Origin of the sequence: Seongchinamella unica, assembly GCF_004354085.1 — a bacterium.
Taxonomy (GTDB): domain Bacteria; phylum Pseudomonadota; class Gammaproteobacteria; order Pseudomonadales; family Halieaceae; genus Halioglobus; species Halioglobus unicus.
In genome coordinates, this window is sequence record NZ_SMSE01000004.1 from 140100 (window position 1) to 159940 (window position 19841).

17 protein-coding genes are annotated in these 19841 nt (G+C 60.8%); 12 read left to right on the plus strand and 5 right to left on the minus strand.

The genetic code is table 11. The features are described from left to right. The first annotated feature begins 86 nt into the window (after positions 1 to 86). The 5 genes from E2F43_RS16235 to E2F43_RS16255 all read left to right on the plus strand — a co-directional run bounded on the left by E2F43_RS16235 (position 87) and on the right by E2F43_RS16255 (position 5771). Positions 87 to 668, plus strand: coding sequence for a sigma-70 family RNA polymerase sigma factor (locus tag E2F43_RS16235; protein ID WP_338054599.1), 582 nt, complete (start codon positions 87 to 89; stop codon positions 666 to 668). A 4-nt stretch (positions 669 to 672) separates the two neighbouring features. Beyond that, positions 673 to 1326 carry a ChrR family anti-sigma-E factor gene (locus E2F43_RS16240; protein ID WP_133214621.1) on the plus strand — a complete coding sequence of 218 codons (654 nt, stop codon included), beginning with the start codon at positions 673 to 675 and terminating at the stop codon, positions 1324 to 1326. Between the two features lie 228 nt (positions 1327 to 1554). Next, positions 1555 to 2235, plus strand: coding sequence for a GTP cyclohydrolase I FolE (folE, locus tag E2F43_RS16245; RefSeq protein WP_133214623.1), 681 nt, complete (start codon positions 1555 to 1557; stop codon positions 2233 to 2235). A gap of 185 nt (positions 2236 to 2420) precedes the next feature. Beyond that, positions 2421 to 4676, plus strand: a complete 2256-nt coding sequence (locus E2F43_RS16250; protein ID WP_133214625.1) for an ATPase, T2SS/T4P/T4SS family — start codon at positions 2421 to 2423, stop codon at positions 4674 to 4676. Then, positions 4677 to 5771 carry an AAA family ATPase gene (locus tag E2F43_RS16255; RefSeq protein ID WP_133214627.1) on the plus strand — a complete coding sequence of 365 codons (1095 nt, stop codon included), beginning with the start codon at positions 4677 to 4679 and terminating at the stop codon, positions 5769 to 5771. A gap of 22 nt (positions 5772 to 5793) precedes the next feature. Here E2F43_RS16255 and E2F43_RS16260 read toward each other — a convergent pair whose 3' ends face one another. Continuing rightward, positions 5794 to 6360: a lysophospholipid acyltransferase family protein gene (locus tag E2F43_RS16260; protein ID WP_133214629.1), complete on the minus strand. Its 567-nt coding sequence runs from the start codon at positions 6358 to 6360 to the stop codon at positions 5794 to 5796. Between the two features lie 54 nt (positions 6361 to 6414). After that, the gene (locus tag E2F43_RS16265) at positions 6415 to 6864 is read right to left on the minus strand and encodes a YaiI/YqxD family protein (protein ID WP_238947003.1); all 450 of its coding nucleotides are present in this window, start codon (positions 6862 to 6864) and stop codon (positions 6415 to 6417) included. Between the two features lie 46 nt (positions 6865 to 6910). Between E2F43_RS16265 and E2F43_RS16270 the strand changes: the two genes are divergently transcribed. From E2F43_RS16270 to E2F43_RS16295, 6 genes are all read left to right on the plus strand, one after another. Continuing rightward, positions 6911 to 7360 carry a secondary thiamine-phosphate synthase enzyme YjbQ gene (locus E2F43_RS16270; protein WP_420820781.1) on the plus strand — a complete coding sequence of 150 codons (450 nt, stop codon included), beginning with the start codon at positions 6911 to 6913 and terminating at the stop codon, positions 7358 to 7360. Beyond that, positions 7357 to 8796 (plus strand): FAD-linked oxidase C-terminal domain-containing protein, encoded by a 1440-nt coding sequence (locus E2F43_RS16275; RefSeq protein ID WP_133214632.1) that lies wholly within the window; start codon positions 7357 to 7359, stop codon positions 8794 to 8796. The genes E2F43_RS16270 and E2F43_RS16275 overlap by 4 nt, the downstream gene beginning before the upstream one ends. Further along, positions 8789 to 9823 carry a glycolate oxidase subunit GlcE gene (gene glcE, locus E2F43_RS16280; RefSeq protein ID WP_133214634.1) on the plus strand — a complete coding sequence of 345 codons (1035 nt, stop codon included), beginning with the start codon at positions 8789 to 8791 and terminating at the stop codon, positions 9821 to 9823. Before E2F43_RS16275 ends, glcE begins: the two co-directional genes overlap by 8 nt. A 3-nt stretch (positions 9824 to 9826) precedes the next feature. Next, positions 9827 to 11053, plus strand: coding sequence for a glycolate oxidase subunit GlcF (glcF, locus tag E2F43_RS16285; RefSeq protein ID WP_133214636.1), 1227 nt, complete (start codon positions 9827 to 9829; stop codon positions 11051 to 11053). 79 nt (positions 11054 to 11132) lie between these two features. After that, complete coding sequence (locus E2F43_RS16290; protein ID WP_133214638.1) at positions 11133 to 12800, plus strand: AMP-binding protein; 1668 nt, start codon at positions 11133 to 11135, stop codon at positions 12798 to 12800. Between the two features lies 1 nt (position 12801). Further along, the gene (locus E2F43_RS16295; RefSeq protein ID WP_133214640.1) at positions 12802 to 13299 is read left to right on the plus strand and encodes a GNAT family N-acetyltransferase; all 498 of its coding nucleotides are present in this window, start codon (positions 12802 to 12804) and stop codon (positions 13297 to 13299) included. On the opposite strand, the gene E2F43_RS16300 is transcribed toward E2F43_RS16295, so the two are convergent. Together E2F43_RS16300 and E2F43_RS16305 are read right to left on the minus strand one after the other, a co-directional pair. Continuing rightward, positions 13296 to 13868: a class I SAM-dependent methyltransferase gene (locus E2F43_RS16300; RefSeq protein ID WP_133214642.1), complete on the minus strand. Its 573-nt coding sequence runs from the start codon at positions 13866 to 13868 to the stop codon at positions 13296 to 13298. The two genes, E2F43_RS16295 and E2F43_RS16300, sit on opposite strands and share 4 nt — an antisense overlap. 10 nt (positions 13869 to 13878) lie before the next feature. Further along, a complete protein-coding gene (locus E2F43_RS16305) occupies positions 13879 to 14283 on the minus strand; it encodes a bactofilin family protein (RefSeq protein ID WP_133214644.1) in 405 nt (134 codons plus the stop codon). Between the two features lie 462 nt (positions 14284 to 14745). On the opposite strand from E2F43_RS16305, the gene rmf reads away from it, so the two are divergent. Then, the gene (rmf, locus tag E2F43_RS16310; protein WP_133214646.1) at positions 14746 to 14949 is read left to right on the plus strand and encodes a ribosome modulation factor; all 204 of its coding nucleotides are present in this window, start codon (positions 14746 to 14748) and stop codon (positions 14947 to 14949) included. Between the two features lie 7 nt (positions 14950 to 14956). Here rmf and E2F43_RS16315 read toward each other — a convergent pair whose 3' ends face one another. Then, the gene (locus E2F43_RS16315) at positions 14957 to 19831 is read right to left on the minus strand and encodes an NAD-glutamate dehydrogenase (protein WP_133214648.1); all 4875 of its coding nucleotides are present in this window, start codon (positions 19829 to 19831) and stop codon (positions 14957 to 14959) included. Positions 19832 to 19841: the final 10 nt, after the last annotated feature.

Consider the following 19841-nt stretch of genomic DNA (forward strand, 5'->3'; position numbering starts at 1 on the left):
GATCCGCAGGCAAATAGGATACGTACAAGGGGAACGATGTTAAACTCCGGGATAACGCAGTGACTAACATGAGAGCGGGCGCAACTATGGCGGACACCGTAGGGATAGATTCGACGGGCAAACGGGACGACGAATGGAGCCAATGCCTGCAGCTTGTAGCGCATGCCCGCGACAGAGAGGCCTTCGCCCGGCTCTTCGGTCACTTTGCCCCTCTGATCAAGGCCTTTGCGCTCAATGGCTCCGCCCTGGCGGCAGCCCATGCCGAAGAGCTGGTCCAGGAAGTCATGATCAAGGTCTGGCAGAAAGCCTCGGCCTTCAACCCGCACAAGGCGGCTGCCAGCACCTGGATTTACACGATTGCAAGAAATTGCAGAACAGACTTGTATCGACGTCTGCAAAAGTTCGATACACCGATCAACGCTGATGATATCTGGCCGGAGGCGGAATCCGATGAGCTGTTTGCCGCCGTACAACAGAAGAGGGAGGCAACCCGCATTCGTGAGATGCTACAGGAACTGCCCCACGAACAGTGCCAGATTCTGATGAAGGTTTACATGGAAGGAAAGTCTCACAGCGAGGTCGCTGAGGAGCTGGACCTGCCTCTGGGTACCGTTAAATCCCGGGTGCGTCTGGCGATGAAGAAACTTCAATTGATGGTTGAAAGATAGAGTTATGGCTAATTATCACCCCGACACACGACTGCTGAACGAATACTCCTCGGGCACATTGCCCCTGGCCCAGTCAGTATGCGTGTCACTGCACCTCAATTATTGTGACCAGTGCCGCCGCGCTCACCAGCAGCTGCAGCAACTGGGTTCCGCCCTGTTTGAGGAAATGGCACCGCAGCAGGTAGACGACTCCCTGCTGCGCACGGTCATGTCTCGCCTGGACGACGAGGTGCAGCCGCTGAGCTACCAGAGCACACCGGCGGCGGATGCACCCCCACCCCTGATCCAGCGCCTGATGCGTGGTGACTATGAGGATCTGGGCTGGGAAAAAGTCACCTCCGACGTGCGGATGAGCCGCTTGCGGACTGGCGATATCGACAATGAGTTTGCCCTCTACCATATCAGGGCCGGCGCCAGCATTCCCAGGCACACCCACAAGGGTACCGAGTTGACCCTGGTGCTTGAAGGCGGTTTTTCCGACGAGGAAGGACACTACGAGGTGGGCGACTTCATCATGCGTGACGCGGAGCAGCAACACTCCCCTACTGCCACCCGCGATCGCGATTGTATTTGCATCGGCGTTCTCGATGCGCCGATCAAGTTCACCGACTGGAAATACCGGGTGGTCAACCCGTTCCTGAAAATCCAGCCCAGCTAAACCCGACTGGGCTATCCCCCTGGGCCGCTCTCGCGGCCCTTTTTTTGTTCCGGGTTTTGTTCCCGGTATTGTGCACCCGGTTTTGGGCGCAGGTTCTGGGGTCGCTGGCTGCCACGCCCGCATGTTACTAGCGCCTGCAACTTTCGCGAGCATAAAAGCGCTATCAGTCTCATCCAAATTGGGCTCTGTCTCGTAACAAGCTGAAACCGGAGAAGATGAGGAAAATCCATGAATGCAATCGTCCCAGAGAAAGCGCTGCTGGCCCAGACGCTATCTCCCGAAGCTGTCCGGGTCCGCCAGGCGTTGATCGACACTGGCCTCGAGACCCCCATGCTACCCACAGGGTTGACCCCCGAAGAAAAATACCAGCGCCTGCATCAGTCCTTCGCCGATGTCCTGAGCACCCTGGGCCTGGACCTGCGAGACGACAGCCTCAGCGAAACGCCCCATCGCATCGCCAGCATGTACCTCAATGAAATTTTTTCCGGCCTGGACTACGAACAGTTCCCCCGCATTTCCGCCATCGACAACAAGATGCAGGTGGATGAAATGGTGTGCATCGACGACATCGAACTGGTCAGCACCTGCGAACATCACTTTATTACCATCGACGGCTTCGCCCGCGTCGCCTACATCCCCGGCGACAAGGTCATCGGCCTGTCCAAGATCAACCGGATCGTGCGCTTTTTCGCCCAGCGGCCGCAGGTACAGGAACGCCTGACCCGGCAGATTCTGGTGGCCCTGCAAACGCTGCTGGAGACCGATGATGTAGCGGTCAGCATCGAGGCGACCCACTACTGCGTGAAATCCCGGGGGGTGATGGACGGTAATTCCAGCACCAGCACCCTGGCCCTCGGCGGTCGGTTCAAAAATGACCCACAGCAGCGCCGGGAATTCATGCAGCACTGATCCAGCATCGCCTCCTGTGCCCCGGCGGCCGGCATCCCGTCGGTGGCACAGCTCCGTCTTGCCCAACCCTCATCCCTGACTGTACAGTTGAATCCACTGATACATCGCTTCTGTTGATCTCGCTCAACCGACGGGACCGCACATAGCACATAATTGCAACCCACAGCCAACGTTCCAGGACATTCATGCGCAGGCAGGATCCAGCAATCGCCGCGCAGGTCACCGCCGCCATGCGCGACCTGCCCAGGGATCACTTCATAGAGATGAGTGACCCCTCCCTGGTTCTCGGGCGTAGCATTCCACCGACCAACGCGGTCTCGGAAATCCTGAATCACGCCGCCATCAGGCCAGAACACAACGTGCTGCTGGTAGGCACCGGGGCCGGCTACCTGGCTGCCCTGGCCAGTAAGCTGGGCAGTCGTGTCGTGGCCCTGGAAATCAGCGCCGCGATGGCCAAGCAGGCACAGCGACGATTCAACGAACTGGGGCTGAGCAACCTGATACAACGGACTACCGATGGCAGCCTGGGGGCGCCGGAACTGGGGCCCTATGACCGAATCTTCGTGTCCACCCCCCGGGTCGTCGACAAGGGACCACTGATCGCGCAACTGGCCGACCGGGGTCGACTGCTGGCAATTGAACAGGGGGAAAACGATACCCAGATCCTGACCCGCTACGAAGTCAGCGAACTGGGCACTCCGCTGCGCAAGGAACTGGCGATGATGGACTTCTCCCGCGACACCGGCCTGACCCTGCTCGATATGGGCATGGTAGACCAGGTCATGCTCTCGGAGGCCCGACGCCTGGCCAGGGAAAAAAAGCTTCCTGTGATCAAGGTACTGCGGGATAAACTGAACATGGAGGACCTGCCGCTGTACCGTCGCCTGGCGGAAGAAAACGGCATGCCCTTCGCCGCCATCGATGACCTCCTGCCTCAGGTACAGCCGGAGCTGATGGAGGGCTTTTCCCGCAGCTTCCTCGACAGTCATCACCTGATCCCGCTGCGGGTGACTGATCACACGCTGCAGGTGGTCACCGACGACCCGGACAGCAATGTCGATGACATCTACCACATGTACCCCTATGACCAGGTCTGTAAAACGCTGGTCACACCCAATGATTTCAAGCGCCTGTGGACCACCGTGGAGCTTTCTCTCCAGGGTAACGCCCACCAGCTGTGGGGGGCCAGGCCGGAGGAGGAAGAGACTGAGGATCTGCTGGACAGGGAAACGACGCAGATCGAGGCCCACCTCATCACCCTCTGTGATGCCCTGCTGCTGGATGCGGTCAGTGAAGGCGCCAGTGACCTTCACATCGAGCAATACAAGTCCCACGTGCGCATCCGGCTGCGGGTGGACGGGGACCTGCATGACCTGCAGCACTATCGCCTGTCACCCCAGGAGGCCCGCGGCCTGATCAATGTGATCAAGATTCGGGGTGACATGGACATCGCCGAAAAACGACTTCCCCAGGGTGGACGCTCGCAACTGACCGCGGGCGGAGTCAGCTACGACCTGCGCATCCAGATCCAGCCATCCCTGCACGGTGAGGCGGTGGTCATCCGCCTGCTGCCCCAATCGGGCAATATCGTGGCAATTGATGACCTGGGCATGAGCCCGCGGCTGATGGGCGCCTACCGGCGCATGCTGCAGAATCCTTCCGGACTGGTTCTGGTGGTGGGGCCAACAGGATCCGGCAAATCCACCACCCTGTATGCCGGCCTGTCGGAGCTGGCGAAGGACGGCCGACGCAAGGTGCTGACCATCGAGGATCCTATCGAGTACTCCATCGATGGTATTCAGCAAACCTACACCCGCCCCGATATCGGTTTCAATTTTGCCGATGGCATGCGTTCCTTTGTGCGCCTGGATCCGGACGTTATCCTGGTCGGCGAAATTCGCGACACCGAGACCGCCGTGGAAGCGATTCGCGCGTCCCAGACCGGCCACGTGGTGCTGTCGACCCTGCATGCCAACGACGCCGTGGACGCACTGCAGCGAATCTACGACCTGGATGTACAGGCCAATTCGGTGGCCAGCGAACTGATGGCGGTCATCGCGCAGAAACTGGCCAAGCGGGTATGCCCCCATTGTCGTCGGGAAGCGGAGCCAGACCCACAGATTATCGCCGAGCTGTTTCCCGAGGGGGCACCGGACAGCTTTCGCTGTTACCAGGGCGCCGGCTGCGAAAGCTGCAGCGGCCGCGGCACCAAGGGCAGGATCGGCGTGGTGGAATACATGCAGGTCAACAGCGAGATCCGCACAGGTATTTCCCTGCGTTACCCCATCGCCCAACTGCGGGCGCTGGCTCTCGACTCGGGACTCATTACCATGCGCGACAGTGCGCTGAACCATGTCATCGACGGCACCATACCGCTTTCAGAGCTGCCCCGGGTACTGCCGTCGGATCGCATGGCCCCGGAAAAGCGAGGAGCCGGTTAGGTGGGCGACAAGGCAATCCAACGACTGCCGGCGGAGTCCTACTACGCCGGGGAACTGGCCAGGCTGCGCCAGCAGGACCAATGGCCCAGGCCGCCCGGCTGGCTGCTGTCGCCAAAAGGAGTGGAAACCTTCGTTCTGGGGGATGAATCTGAGGGGATAACGCCAAAATTCGTTGCCCCCAGCGAGATCGTCACCCGGGTGATCATCTCCCTCGCCACCCAGCGCGGCGCGATGCTGGTGGGCGAACCTGGCACCGCCAAGTCGTGGTTGTCGGAACTGATCTGCGCGGCGATCTGCGACGATTCCACCCTGATCATCCAGGGCGGGGCGGTAGAAACCGTGCAACAGCTGCTCTACACCTGGAACGGAGCTATCCTGGAGTCGAAAGGCCCCTGCCTGGATGCCCTCATTCCCGGGCCGGTCTACCGCGGCATGGAGCAGGGACTGCTGGTCCGCTATGAGGAAATCGCCCGCTCCTCCCCTGCCCTGCAGGATGCCCTGTTATCGATCATGTCGGAGCGTTCCATCACCATCCCGGAACTGGCCGGAGACGAGGCCATCCTCTATGCCCGCGACGGTTTCAACCTGGTGGCAACCTCCAATACCACGGACGTCGGCGTCAATGAAATGAGTTCGGCCCTCAAGCGCAGAATGAACTTCGAGACCATTCGGCCGATCAAATACGTGGAAGATGAAATCGAGGTGGTTATGCGCGAGGCGGAGAAAGTACTGAGCGCTTCCGGCGTGGATGTGAAGCCCGATGAGGCAATCATCGAGGCGCTGGTCATAATTTTCCACGAACTGCGCAATGGCCAGTCCCTGGACGGGCGCAGCACCGACAGGTTGGCCTCGGCGGTCATGTCCACGGCAGAGGCAGTATCAGTGGCGCACGCCATGGGTGTGTACGCCTACTACTACCGGGAGGGGAAAATGCTCGCGGAGGACTTTACCGACTTCCTCGTCGGAGCCGCGATCAAGGACAATGCCGACGACCTCAAGCGTATGAATCACTATTTCGAGACTGAGGTGGCCAACAAGAAAGGCAAGGTCTGGGAGACCATTTTCCAGCGCTGGCAGTCGTCTTTCCGCTTCTAGTGGCGGGCGGAGGAAGAGGGCCTCAGCGCTCTTCCTCACTCAGCCTTATCGGGCCGAACAGGTTCGGAAACTTGCCCTCCATGCCCCGGTAAAACCCGCGCAAGTAGTCCATGTCGGCAACCACATCACCGCTGGTCGTCAACGCGGGACCAAAGCCCCCGCGCTTGCAGCCGAAGTCCAGGAAAGAGGGCACGATAGGGACGTCCGCCTGCCTGGCAATATGATAAAAACCGGATTTCCAGTATTCAGTCCTGGCACGGGTGCCCTCCGTGGGCACGACCAGCACCAGTTCATCCCGCTGCGAAAAAGCATCGATCATGGCGTCCACCGTACGCGCATTGCGGTGCCGCTTAATCGGCATCCCGCCCAACATCCGCATCATCCAGCCCAGGGGTGGCCAGAACAGGGAGTGTTTGGCCATCCAGGTCACTTTCATATTGAAGGCCGCTGCAAACAGCAGCATCAGGGGAAAGTCCCAGTTGGAGGTATGGGGCGCAGCAATCAGCACATAGCGCGGGCAGTCGGGTCTCGCGCCTTCCAGCGTCCAGCCGAGCCAGCCCAGCAATGTGCGAGCCAGTGACTGTCTCATGCTATTGGTCCGTATTCAGGGGCGCGCAGGGTAGCACAGCCAATGCCGCTATGCTCAGCCGTGTTTCGACAGATAACGGTCCAGGGCGTTGGCAAAGGTCATCTTGTCCTTGTCCCCGAGCGCCTGCGGCCCTCCCCCAACCTGCTCGCCGCTGGCGCGCAGGGTTTCCATGAAGTCACGCATGGTTAATCGCGGTCGAATATTATTGGCGGTAAACTGCTCGCCGCGGGGAGAAATTGCCCCGGCACCCTTGTCGATCACCTCCGCCGCCAGCGGGATGTCCGAGGTGATGACCAGATCCCCCTCGCTGACCTGCTGAACGATATAGTTGTCTGCCACGTCGAAGCCCTGGGGAACCTGGCGGCAGCTGATCCAGGGTGAATTCGGCACCGGGATGACGTGATTCGCCACCAGGATCAGGGGCCGTTCCACCCGCTTCGCAGCGCGAAAGAGTATCTCCCGGATCACTTTCGGGCAGGCGTCCGCGTCTACCCAGATTGTTATCGTCATCATAATGTCCGATTGCGTGGGGCCGCAGTTTACGCTGGGAATGCAGAATCGGGTAGACTGTGCCATCGATCAAAGCCAGAGTGAAATTTTGATAGAGCAACTGGACATCAGGATCCACGGACAGGGCCTGCACCCGTTCACGAGCACGGTCCGCAATGTGGTCAGCCGCAGTGGCCGGGACGAGGGCCTGTGCACGCTGTTTATTCGCCATACTTCCGCCAGCCTGCTCATCCAGGAAAACTACGATGACAGCGCGCGGATCGACCTGGAGAACTGGTTGAACCGACTGGTGCCGGAAAACGATCCGCTGTACACCCACACCCTGGAGGGTGCGGATGATATGCCCGCGCATATCAAATCCGCCCTGACCGCGACACAATTGAGCATTCCCTTCCAGCAAGGGGAGTTGATGCTGGGCACCTGGCAGGGTATTTATCTGTGGGAGCACCGGCACTTCAGCGGCAGTCGGCAGGTGGTGGCGCACCTGTGAACAGCATAGACAGGGGACAACTGCTGGCGGACCTGCGGGCGATTCTACCCGACCACTGCCTGATCGATGACCGCGAGTCACAACGCCCTTTTGAGTGCGACGGGCTCCCCCTTTACCGGGAACTGCCGCTGCTGGTCGCCCTGCCCGAAACCGTCGACGAGGTGCAGTCGGTGTTGCGCTGCTGCCACCGGCTGGCCGTTCCGGTGGTCGCCCGGGGCTCAGGCACCGGCCTCTGCGCCGGCGCCATGCCCCATCCGGAGGGCGTACTGCTGGGTTTGTCGAAACTCAATCGCATCCTCGACATCGACCCGGATGCGCGCACTGCCCGGGTCCAGCCCGGGGTCAGTAACCTGGCCATTTCCGGAGCTGCCGCGGCGCACGGGCTGTATTATGGCCCTGACCCCTCCTCCCAGATTGCCTGCAGCATCGGCGGCAACGTGGCGGAAAACGCTGGCGGCGTGCACTGCCTCAAGTATGGACTGACCGTGCACAACCTGCTGTCAATGGAACTGCTGACGGTCGAGGGTGACAGGACCTCACTGGGCGGCACCGGCCTGGACAGTCCCGGCTACGACCTGATGGCGCTGCTCACCGGCTCGGAAGGCCTGCTGGGCGTGGTCACCGAAGTTACCGTAAAACTACTGCCCACGCCTGAGGTGGCTCGCGTGATCATGGCTGGCTTCGACAGCGTGCGTGCGGCCGGCGATGCTGTCGGTGCAGTCATCGCCGCAGGCATCATCCCCGCGGGGCTGGAAATGATGGACGCCCTGGCAATCGAGGCGGCGGACGAGTTCGCCAATGCTGGCTATCCGCGGGATGCGCAGGCCTTGTTGCTTTGCGAACTCGATGGCACCGAACAGGAGGTCGAGCACCACATTGCCGCGGTACAGTCCGTGTTCACGCAATGCGGCGCAAGCTCTATGCGAGTATCCGCCGACGAGGCCGAGCGCCAGCTGCTGTGGAAGGGGCGAAAGTCCGCCTTTCCCGCAGTGGGCCGAATGAGCCCCGATTACTATTGCATGGACGGCACCATTCCCCGCAGCCAGGTGTCCCACGTGCTGGAAGAGATCGCCCGCCTGTCACAGCACTACCAGCTGCGCTGCGCCAACGTATTTCACGCTGGCGACGGCAACCTGCATCCACTGATTATGTTCGACGCAGGTAAGCCGGAGGAAATTGCCCGCGCCGAGCGTTTTGGTGCCGACATTCTGGAATTGTCGGTCGCGGTGGGCGGCTGTATCACCGGCGAACACGGCGTCGGGCTGGAGAAGCTGGCCCAGATGCCCAGCCAGTTTGGCGAGGCGGAGCTGCATCAGTTCGAAGAGATTAAAACTGCCTTCGATCCTGCGCTGACCCTTAACCCGGGCAAAGGCATTCCGATACTCAAACGCTGCCAGGAATACCGCGCACTGCCGGCGAGACACCGCCATGGCTGACGCGTTGCAGGCACTGGTCGAGCAAGTCGCCGGGGCTCGTCGAGCAGGCCAGACCCTGCGCATTCGTGGCGGCGACAGCAAAGTGCATATGATCGGGCGGGACTGTCATGCAGATCGCGACCTCAAGCTCGCAGGCTACCACGGGGTCAGCGATTACCAGCCCCGGGAGCTGGTGCTCAGCGCCCGCGCAGGTACCCGCATCAGCGATTTGCAACTGCTGCTGGCCGAGCGGGGGCAGACACTCCCCTTCGACCCGCCGGCCTTCGCCGGCTCGGCCACACTGGGCGGGACACTGGCCTGCAACATCAACGGCCCGGGTCGCCCATGGCTGGGCTCGGTGCGTGACGCGGTACTGGGCGTGCAATTGATCAACGGTGAAGGCGAGCTGCTCGAATTCGGCGGCAAGGTGATGAAAAATGTTGCCGGCTACGATATTTCACGACTGCAGGCGGGCGCCCTGGGCACGCTGGGCGCGATTACCGAGGTGCACCTGAAAGTGCTGCCACTTCCCGAATACAGTGTCACCCTGGCCTATGACTGCAGCGCCGAGGCTGCGTTGCAACAAATGGCAGAGAAGGCCAGGCAGCCCAAGCCACTGAACGGCGCCTGCTGGCTGGATGGCCGCCTGTACCTGCGCCTGGCCGGCGCCCAACAGGCCGTGCAGCACACGGCGGGGATCTGGGGTGGCGAGCAGGTAGAGACGCCCCTGTGGGAACAATTGCGCGACCTGACTCACCCCTTTTTCGATGGCGAGCAGCCTCTCTGGCGACTGGCAACCAATATCCACACCCCCGCCGAAAAGGCCGGTGCCCAGTGCATCGACTGGGGCGGCAGCCAGCGCTGGTTACGGTCACTGCCCGGGACGATACCCGCCGGCTCTCACCTGGCGCTGTTCGCCGGTGGCGACCGGCAATCCGAGGTCCGCGGAGAGTTGGACCCGGTGCAACAGCGTCTGCAGCTGCGCCTGAAGCAATCCATGGACCCCGCCGGCATGCTCAACCCCGGTCGCCTGTACAGCTGGATGTGACCCATGCACGTAGAAGCACACCCCCGCTACCGTAATGATCCGCAGGCCGAACGCGCCAGCGAACTGATCAGTGCCTGCGTGCACTGCGGCTTCTGCCTCGCCACCTGTCCCACCTACCTGGATGAAGCCGACGAGCGCGACAGCCCCCGCGGGCGTATTTACCTGATCAAACAGTTACTGGAAGCAGGCGAGGCAGGCAGTGCTACCCGCACCCACCTGGACCGCTGCCTCACCTGTCGCAGTTGCGAAACCACCTGCCCGTCGGGAATGCAGTACGGCAAGTTGCTGGACATTGGCCGCGGTATGCTGGAGGAGCAAGTACCCCGGCCGCCGCTGGAGCGCGGCTTTCGCGCCCTGTTGCGCCACATCCTGTCGCGCCCTGCCCTGTTCTCGGGCCTGCTGAAACCCGCGCAGCTGGTGGCGCCGCTGTTGCCCCAGGCGCTGGCCAGGAAAATTCCGCCGCGACAGCAGCCGGGGAGCAGACCCGACACTGTGCATGCGCGGCGTATGTTGTTGCTGGAAGGCTGCGTGCAGGCCGCCGCAACGCCCGCGACCAATGCCGCCCTGGCGCGAATTCTCGACCGCCTGGGAATTTCCCTGGAGGCCGCCCCAGGTGCCGGCTGTTGCGGCGCAGTCAACTATCACCTCGGCGCGCACAGCGACGGCCTGGATAACATGCGCCGCAATATCGACGCCTGGTGGCCCGCGGTCGAGGCCGGAGCCGAGGCAATCGTCAGCAGCGCAACGGGTTGCGGCAGCCTGCTGGTGGACTACGGAGAATTACTGGCCCATGACCCGGACTACGCCGACAGGGCCAGGCGCATTTCCGCGCTCTGCCGGGACGCGGCGGAAATACTGGCCGAAGAGGACCTGCGATCACTGAAACCAGCCCCCGGGCCGGGACCGGTCGCGGTACACACGCCCTGCAGCCAGCAACACGCACTGAAACAGCCGCAGCTGGTGAAGCAAATCCTGGCGGCAGCCGGTTTTCAACTGAGTCAGACGCAGGATGACCACCTGTGCTGCGGTTCGGCGGGTACCTACTCTATTCTGCAAAAGCAACGCAGCAACCGCCTGCGCGAACGCAAACTCCTGGCTCTGGAGGCAGGGAAGCCGCAGTTGATCGTCACCGCCAATGTCGGTTGCCAGCTCCACCTCGGCGAGCAAAGCCAGGCACCGGTTCGGCACTGGCTGGAACTGCTGGACCCGGCGGCTGATCATGGGAATTGAGCGCACAAATGGCGAATGCGTTGCCTGCTGGCTCGCTATACTGTATTAACCCCGCTGGAGAATAAAACAGGATCTAAGCATGAGTACTGTCCCCGAAAAACTGGTTCTACAGGCCGCTTTCGAGCGCGAAAAAGCCCACCCGGAACGCATCTTCCTGACCCAACCGGTCAACGGGGAGGCGATCGACTACAGCTGGGGCGAGACCATGGACCAGGCGCGGCGCATGGCCGCCCACATCAATTCGCTGGGTTTACCGGCAAACAGCAACATTGCCATGATTTCCAAAAACTGCGCCCACTTCATCATCGCCGAACTGGCGATCTGGATGGCGGGCCACTGCACCGTGGCCCTGTACCCCACGCTCAATGCCGAAACCGTGCGCTACATCCTGGACCACTCCGAGGCCAAACTGCTGTTTGTGGGCAAGCTGGATGACTGGGAACACATGAAAGAGGGCGTACCCGAGGACATGCCGAAGATTGCGCTGCCTCTCGCACCCGCCAACGATTATGAAACATGGGATGAGGTCATCGCCCGTAACGAGCCCATCAGCGATGAACCTGTCTGGCCCGCCGGACAGCGGGCGCTGATCTGCTATACCTCAGGAAGCACCGGCAAACCCAAGGGGGTTGCCCACTCCTTTGGCTCCATTTCCGCACCGGCCGCCCTGCAGGGCCGCGTTCTGGATATCAATGAATCCGACCGCGCCCTCTCCTACCTGCCGCTGGCTCACGTTATGGAGCGGGCGCTGCTGGAGGCGGGATCCATCTACCAGGGAGTGCATGTATTTTTTGCCGAGGAACTGGATACCTTCCTGCAGGACCTGCGCAGGGCCCGACCCACGGTGTTTATCAGCGTGCCTCGGCTGTGGCTAAAGTTCCAGTCCGGTGTATTCCAGAAATTCCCGGAAAAAAAGCTGAACCTGCTGCTGAAAATCCCCATCGTCAACAACATCGTGCGCAAGAAAGTACTCGATGGTCTCGGCCTGTCCAGCGTGCGCATCGCCGCCAGTGGCTCGGCGCCGATTCCGGCTGACCTTATTCGCTGGTATGACAAGCTGGGCCTGCACATCATGGAAGGCTATGGCATGACTGAGGACTTTGCCTACTCGCACATGTCCACCGAGGGTAAACGTGCCCCGGGCACAGTCGGCGCACCGGCCGAAGGCGTGGAGTGCCGGATTTCTGAAGTCGGTGAAATCGAAATCAGGTCCCCGGGACTGATGATGGGCTACTACAAGGCGCCGGAACTGACTGCCGAGGTGATGACAGAGGATGGTTTCTTCAAGACCGGCGACCGCGGCGTCTACGAGGACGGGCTGCTGCGGATTACCGGCCGGGTAAAAGAGTTGTTCAAGACCAGTAAAGGCAAGTACGTGGCCCCGGTGCCGCTGGAGAACCTGCTGAGCGCCGATGGCCTGGTGGAACAATGCTGTGTGTCCGGCTCAGGGCGCCCGGCCTGCTACGCCAGCCTGCAGTTGGCTGAAGGGCTGCGGGAAGAGTTTGATAATCCCGCTTTCAGGGAAAAGACCGATGCGCAACTGGAGAAGCTTCTGGCCGGGGTGAACAGCCAGGTTGAGAACTACGAGCAGTTGCAGTTCCTGGCGATTGTTCGCGACCAGTGGCAGGTGGAGAACGACTTCCTCACGCCAACGCTGAAAATCAAACGCAACAATATTGAAGCGGCCTACGAGCCCTACCTCGATGAATGGTACGCCTCACGCAAGAAAATCATCTGGCAGGACTGACGTGAGCGACATCACGGTCTATTACCTGGAAATGCGGTCACCCACCCAGTTGCTGCCCGGACGGGAAGCGCCGGGACTGGAGGTGGCCGAGGCCCAGGTGAAGCAGTGGCCGCTCAATCGTTTTCTGTACCAGTATGTGGGCGGCTCGTGGGACTGGAAAGAAAAGCTGAGCTGGTCGGAGCAGCAGTGGCAGGACTACGCCGAGGCAGATAACCTGCGCACCTGGGTGGGCTACCACAAGGGCTCGCCTGCAGGCTATTTCGAGTTGCAGAAACAGGCGGGTGACGAGGTCGAAATCAAGTACTTCGGCCTCGCCCCGGCCTTTATAGGCAAGGGCTTCGGTGGCAAGCTGCTGACCTGCGCCCTGGAGCAGGCCTGGGCCTGGGACGAGGTGACGCGGGTGTGGGTGCATACCTGCTCGCTGGATCACCCCGACGCACTGGCCAATTACCAGGCCCGGGGGCTGGAGCTGTACAAAACCGCGGTTGAAGCGAACTAACCGCGGGCCTGCAACAGGAATTCCAGGCGACTTTCCGCCAGCAACACCGAGCGCTTGATTTCAAAGCCGTCCAGCCATTCCTTTAGCCGCGCCTGGGGATGGGGCGAGTAACAGGGCAGGGCCGGCGTCCGCGGACGCACGCAGATTTCCGCCGCAGAAACCACCCCGTAACGACCATCGCGTCGGGCGGCCCGGGTATTGTGCACGCCGAAGGCATGGGCCCTGGCGCCGGGCGCCAGCCGGGCCCGCAGGCTGTCCATCAGCGCCCGGACCCCGTCCTCATCCAGATAATTGAACAGGTCCCAGAACAGGCAGAGGTCAAACCGCACCGCATCCGGGAAGTCCAGTAGTTGGTCGACTCGCTGTGCCACGGTCTGTTCGTCCCCGGGCTGGAACACCAGGGGAAGTTCTGCGAACAGATCATTGATATAAAGCTTGCAGCGGAATTCGGAAAAAAACTCGACAGTCTCGGGCATAACCGGCCCGAGGTGCAGGACGTTAATCCGCTGCTCTTCTGCGATCCCTTCGAACAGGCCGGGCAACAGCTGACTGCTCTGCTGCTCGCTCATCGCCCGTTGGTCAACCGCTCTTGAGGTCCAGCTCCGGGGCCGAATCCGTGTCCAGCGCTGGCTTGCCGGCACCCGTTTTGGGCGCGAGGCTGACTTTGGCGGCAGCATCGCCCGGATCCATGTCGATGGATCCCTTGAAGATGGCGCCATCCTCGAGGGTCATGCGCGGCGCGATGATGTTGCCGCGGACATTGCCCGACTTGGAAATCACCACTTTTTCATTGCCGCGAATATCGCCCGCCACCTCACCGTCAATACGCACGGTGCGGGCGGTAATGTCTGCGTTGACCTTACCGGACTCACCGACGGTAACCTCGTGAGCGCCCAGATCGATGGAGCCCTCCACCTTGCCCTGTATAAGCAGGTCTTCGTCACCGGTGACGGTACCTTTGATCTCGATACTCGGTCCAATCATTGCTGTACTCCTTGTCGTTGCCGGACTGGGGCTGGCCTTCGGGGCCGGGTTGGCAGCAGCCGTCGTGCCGGGGCCGGGGCGTGGCGACTCGGCCGGGGGCTCAGGCGGCTGCTTGTTCTTATTGCGTTCAAACATCGGGATGTCCCTTGCTCATTCCGGGCAAATCATCCTACCAGCGCCCCCGAATATCGACCAGACAAAAGCTCGAGATTTTGCAAGAATCCCGTAGGTGACGTTTTTGTTATATGGATATCGCCTTTCAGAACTAATCGTTGTTGGCCAAGGCCGTTGGGCTCTGGTTTCATTGAGACAGTGCCTGCGGGCACCCTTCGTTGTACTGCTGTGCTTTCATAAGCCAGATACACGCACAAAACATATCAAATCGACCACCGTCCGCGGTGAGCGAGGGACCATTCTCGCGGCCCCGGACCGTGCCAGACGCCTGAGACGGAGGCATTCTTGATGAGAAGACAGAAGCGCGACATGAACACCAGGGCATTTGACAAAGGTTACCAGGCAGGGGTCTCAGGCCGCAGTCTGGATTACTGTCCCCACGAGAACGACGCTCACCGCCAGAACTGGATATCCGGTTGGCGTGAAGGCCGCTGCGACCAGTGGGACGGCCTGACCGGGGTCTCTGGCGTTCACAAGATGCGGGCGCTCTGACTCCCTATCAACCCGGGCCCATAGCCGGGCCCTGATCAACCTGACGTATGCTGCTCTGGGCCAGGTCCAGTAGCTCCCTGTTGGCCACTGCAAACATGGAAAAGTCGGGTGAATCCGTGGCGTGCAGTTCTGCCAGCATCGCCTGCCAGCGCCCCAGCAGGGCTTCCTGTTCGTGCTCCCACTGTCGCATACAGGCCAGCACGTTGCCCTCGCTATCCAGGTGCTTCAGCGCGCCAACGGCCAGGGTGCGCTGTTGCCACTCCAGGTCTTCCATGTAGGTGTCGCGGGCCATGGCCTGCCACTCGTTTTCCACTTTGGCCGCCATGATCTGGCTGCTGAACCAATCCAGTTCCAGGCGCTCCCCGATGAAGAAGTACAGCCTGGCCACGTTCTCAACCGAGGCCTCGTTCTCCCCGGCCGCCTGGATGATGCCCAGCGCCGTGTAGGCCGTCTGGGTACGCGCTACCCGCTCCGCCAGTTCCTCACCAACACCCTCCTGCAGGTAGTGCTCGTAGAGGGACTCATGCTGCTCCGCCGAACTGCCGCGCAGCATGGAGGAAAAACTTGACCGAATCTGGGCGAGGCCTTCACTGAACTCGCTCACCAGCGGGGTCGGCATCAATTCATGCCGCCGATTGCGCAACAACCAGCGCGTCGCCCGTTTCACCAGCCGCACCAGCTTGAGCATCATGTCCATCTGCACCGACGAGGATACCCGGTAGTCCAGCAGTTCGATCCACTCCCACAGCTCACGCAGCTGGAAAATTTCCATCACCGTGGTATAGGCCCGGGCCACGTCAGCCACTGCAGCGCCGGTGGCCTTGGCCTGGCGCACCACGAAGTTCAGTCCCATCCTGTTAACGATGTCATTGGCCACCTGGGTAGCCATGATTTCCCGGTGTAGTCGGTGGCTGCGTATTTCATCGCCAAACTGCTCCACCAGCCGCAGGGGAAACGCGGTGGTGACCGCGTTGTACAGGTAGGGGTCCTTGCCGAGGTCTGACTCTATGAGAAGCTCCTTCAGCACCGCCTTGCTGTAGGAAATCAGTACCGAAAGTTCGGGGCGGGTCAGAGGTTGGCCCCGGGATTTGCGCTCGACCAATTCCTCGTCGCTGGGCAGAAACTCCAGTGCCCGGTCAATTCGCCCCATTTCCTCCATGGTCTCGATAAAGCGACGATACTCGCCAAAACGCTCCTCCGCCTGCAGTTCCACCAGGCTGATGGCCTGAACCTGCCGGTAGTTGTTGTTGAGCACCAATTCGGAGACGCTGTCCGTCATTTCCTCCAGCAGCAGGTTACGCTGCTTCTCGGTCATATCACCCCTTGCCACCACAGCGTTGAGCAGGATCTTGATATTGACCTCATGGTCCGAACAGTCGACCCCGCCGGCGTTGTCGATAAAATCGGTATTGGAACGGCCGCCGCACAGGGCGTACTCTACCCTCGCAAGCTGGGTCATACCGAGGTTGCCGCCCTCGCCCACGACCTTGCAGCGCAGGTCGCGACCATCTACCCGCAGGGCATCATTGGCCTTGTCACCCACATCAATGTGACTCTCGGTAGATGCCTTGACATAAGTGCCTATGCCGCCGTTCCACAGCAGATCGACCCTGGCCCTGAGCAGTTGGGAAATCAGCTCGTTGGGGGTCAGGTGCGTGTCTTCAATATCGAAGCGCGCCTGCATTTGTGGCGAGATGGCAATCGATTTCGCAAACCGGGAAAATACACCGCCGCCCTCGGAGATCAGTTCTGTGGCGTAGTCCGACCAACTCGAGCGCGGTAACTCAAACAGGCGCTTGCGCTCGGCATAGCTGGCGGCGGCGTCCGGCTCCGGGTCAACGAAAATATGCAGGTGGTTGAAGGCCGCCAGCAGCCGAATGTGTTGCGACAACAGCATGCCGTTGCCGAACACATCGCCGCCCATATCGCCGATACCCACCACGGTGAAATCGCTGGACTGTACGTCCACCCCCATCTCCCGGAAGTGGCGCTGCACCGACACCCAGGCACCCTTGGCGGTAATGCCCATTTTCTTGTGGTCGTAGCCGGCGCTGCCCCCCGAGGCAAAGGCATCACCCAGCCAGAAGTCATACTCCGCCGAAAGGCCGTTGGCGATATCCGAGAAGGTGGCCGTGCCCTTGTCCGCCGCCACCACCAGGTAAGGGTCGTCCTCGTCCTTGGCGACCACATAGGGAGGCCGGATAATGGAGACGTCGCCGCGGTTGTCAGTAATATCCAGCAAACCGCGAATAAACAGCTTGTAGCATTCTATGCCCTCCTGCTGGATCTCATCCCGTGACATCTGGGGATTGAGCTGCCGGGCAACAAACCCTCCCTTGGCCCCTACCGGCACAATGACCGCGTTCTTGACCTGTTGCGCCTTGACGAGGCCCAGTACCTCGGTACGGAAATCTTCATGCCGGTCTGACCAGCGCAGGCCGCCCCTGGCGACCTTGCCGCCGCGCAGGTGCACTCCCTCGACCCGGGGCGAGTACACGTACACCTCAAACATCGGCACAGGCTGGGGTATATCGGGAATCGCCGAAGGCTTGAGTTTGAAGGATATGTACGGCTTGAGGCCGCCCCCGTCCGCCTGCTGGAAGAAGTTGCTGCGCAGGGTCGCTTTTATCAGTTTCACATACTGGCGGATGATGCGGTCCTGGCCCAGGTTCTCGACCTGTTCGAGAGAATCCAGTATCCGCTGTTCGACGTCCAGCTCTCGTTCACCCCGCCAGTCCTCGTCACCGTCGAAGACGGGCGAAAAACGGGTAAGGAACAATTCGACGATGAGTGCGGTGATGTGCAGGTGGTCGGCCATGGTGCCGGCAATGTATTCAACGCTGTAGGGGAAATTGAGCTGCTGCAGGTAGCGGGCGTAGGCGCGCAGCAGGGCGATTTCGCGCCAGCTCAGGCGAGTACCGATGAGCAGACGATTGAAAGAGTCGCTCTCCGCTTCACCAAACCAGATCCGGGCGAAGGCGTCCTCGAACTCTTCCTTCACATCTTCCAGGTCGATATTGTCCGAAAGACTGTAGTGCATGAAAAATTCCTGCACCCAGTACCTGCCGCCGCTGTACGCAGCAATGCCATAGGGTCGCTCGCTGATCACCCGCAGCCCCAGGTTTTCCAGAATGGGCAGCACATCCGACAGGGGCAGGCTTGCTCCGGCGTTATACAGGCGCAGGCGCAGCATGTCCTCGCCGTCTTCCAGGGTGCGGTACAAGGACATGGCCAGCCGCTCGCCATTAGCCAGCCGCAGGATTTTCTTGATGTCGGCGACCGCCATCCGCGGGTCGAAATCGTCCCGGTAGCCGGCGGGAAAGCCGTCACCGAATTCCTCGACATACTGGTTGCCGTGCTCCTCGCCGAACTCCTCGATCAGGCGGTTGCGCAACCTGTCGGTCCAGGCGAGGGTCGCCTGGACGATGAGGTCTTCCAGTTCAGTATCGTCATAGTCCAGCGGTTTGGCCGGATCCACCCGCAGCACAAAATGGACCCGGACCAGGATCGACTCGGAGAAATGCGTGGTGAATTCCGACTCCTCGGCCTTGAACGCGTCACTGAGGATGCTCTCCATGAGTTCCCGCAGCTCCGTGGTATAGCGATCGCGGGGAACATAGATAATACAGCTGACAAACTTGCCGTGAATATCGCGGCGCACAAACAGGCGGGTCTGGCGGCGCTCCTGGATTCGGTTAATAGCGTTGACTGTGTTGTACAGGTCGGTGATGCTCGACTGGAACAGTTCATCGCGGGGATAAAGCTCCAGTACCCGGGCCAGTTCCCGGGTTTCATGCTCCGCCCAGTCCATATCGGACATTTCCATCACTGCCTGTACCTTGCGCCGCAGGATAGGAATGTACTTGGGATTCATGGTGTAAACCGAGGAGGTATACAGCCCGATGAAACGGTGCTGCCCAACCATCTCACCCTGCTCGTTGAATACGCGCACTTCGACGTAGTCCGGGTAGGTCAGCCGATGAACCCGGGAGCGCTGCCGAGACTTGGAAAAGCTTAACTGCCGGCGCTGCAATTCCTCCTGCCCCATACTCGCCAGGTCGGCCTCGAGGTCCGCCACACCCCGGGTTTCCCGGTGGCGCAACAGTCCCAGCCGCCCCTGGTCGGAGGCCGTCACCGTGGGTAGCTTGCCGCTTTGGTCAACCTCAAGGTATTCGTAGCCTAGCATGGTCATGTGCTGTTGCCCGAGCCAGATTAGGAATTCGACGGCCTCCTCACGTAACCCGGCGTCCACGCAGCTACTGGCTTGCACCAGTTCCACCACATTGTCCAGTTGACGGTTCATAGCCGGGAAATCATCGACCACCGTATATACTTCGGCGAGGATGTCCTCCAGCGTGTCTCGCAACTGGTCCAGTTCCGCCGGCTGGGAGTGCCGGGCCAGTTCAAAGTAGACCACGGCCTCGCGATGGCTTTCCATCTGGTCCTGTTCACTGTCGGACAAAATCTTTCGCAGCAGGCCCTGCTCATCGCGCGCCACTTCCAGGTTGGAGCTGGCGATGATGTGAATAGGCAGGTTGCGACGGTTTATTTCCCCGCGCACCGATGCGGTGACAAAGGGAATACCGCGGCAGTGTATAACCAGTACCGTGTTGGTGCTTTCCCAGCCGTGGCTCTGCAGTTCCGGATTGAAAATTTCAATGCGGGCCGTTTCGCCAAGCCCTTCGCGCATGAAACGCAACAGATAGCGCAGGCAGCCGTAGAGGTTCTCCACCGAGCGACCGCGCAGGTCCTCGGCGGCAAAGCGCCGGTAGAAATCGTCGGCAAGATTATTCAGCGAGGCGCGCTCTTCACCCTCGGCATTATTATCAATACGCTTCTTGAGCTCGCTGATCAGGTTTTTTTTGAGGCTTTCCCAGATCATTCAGGTATCC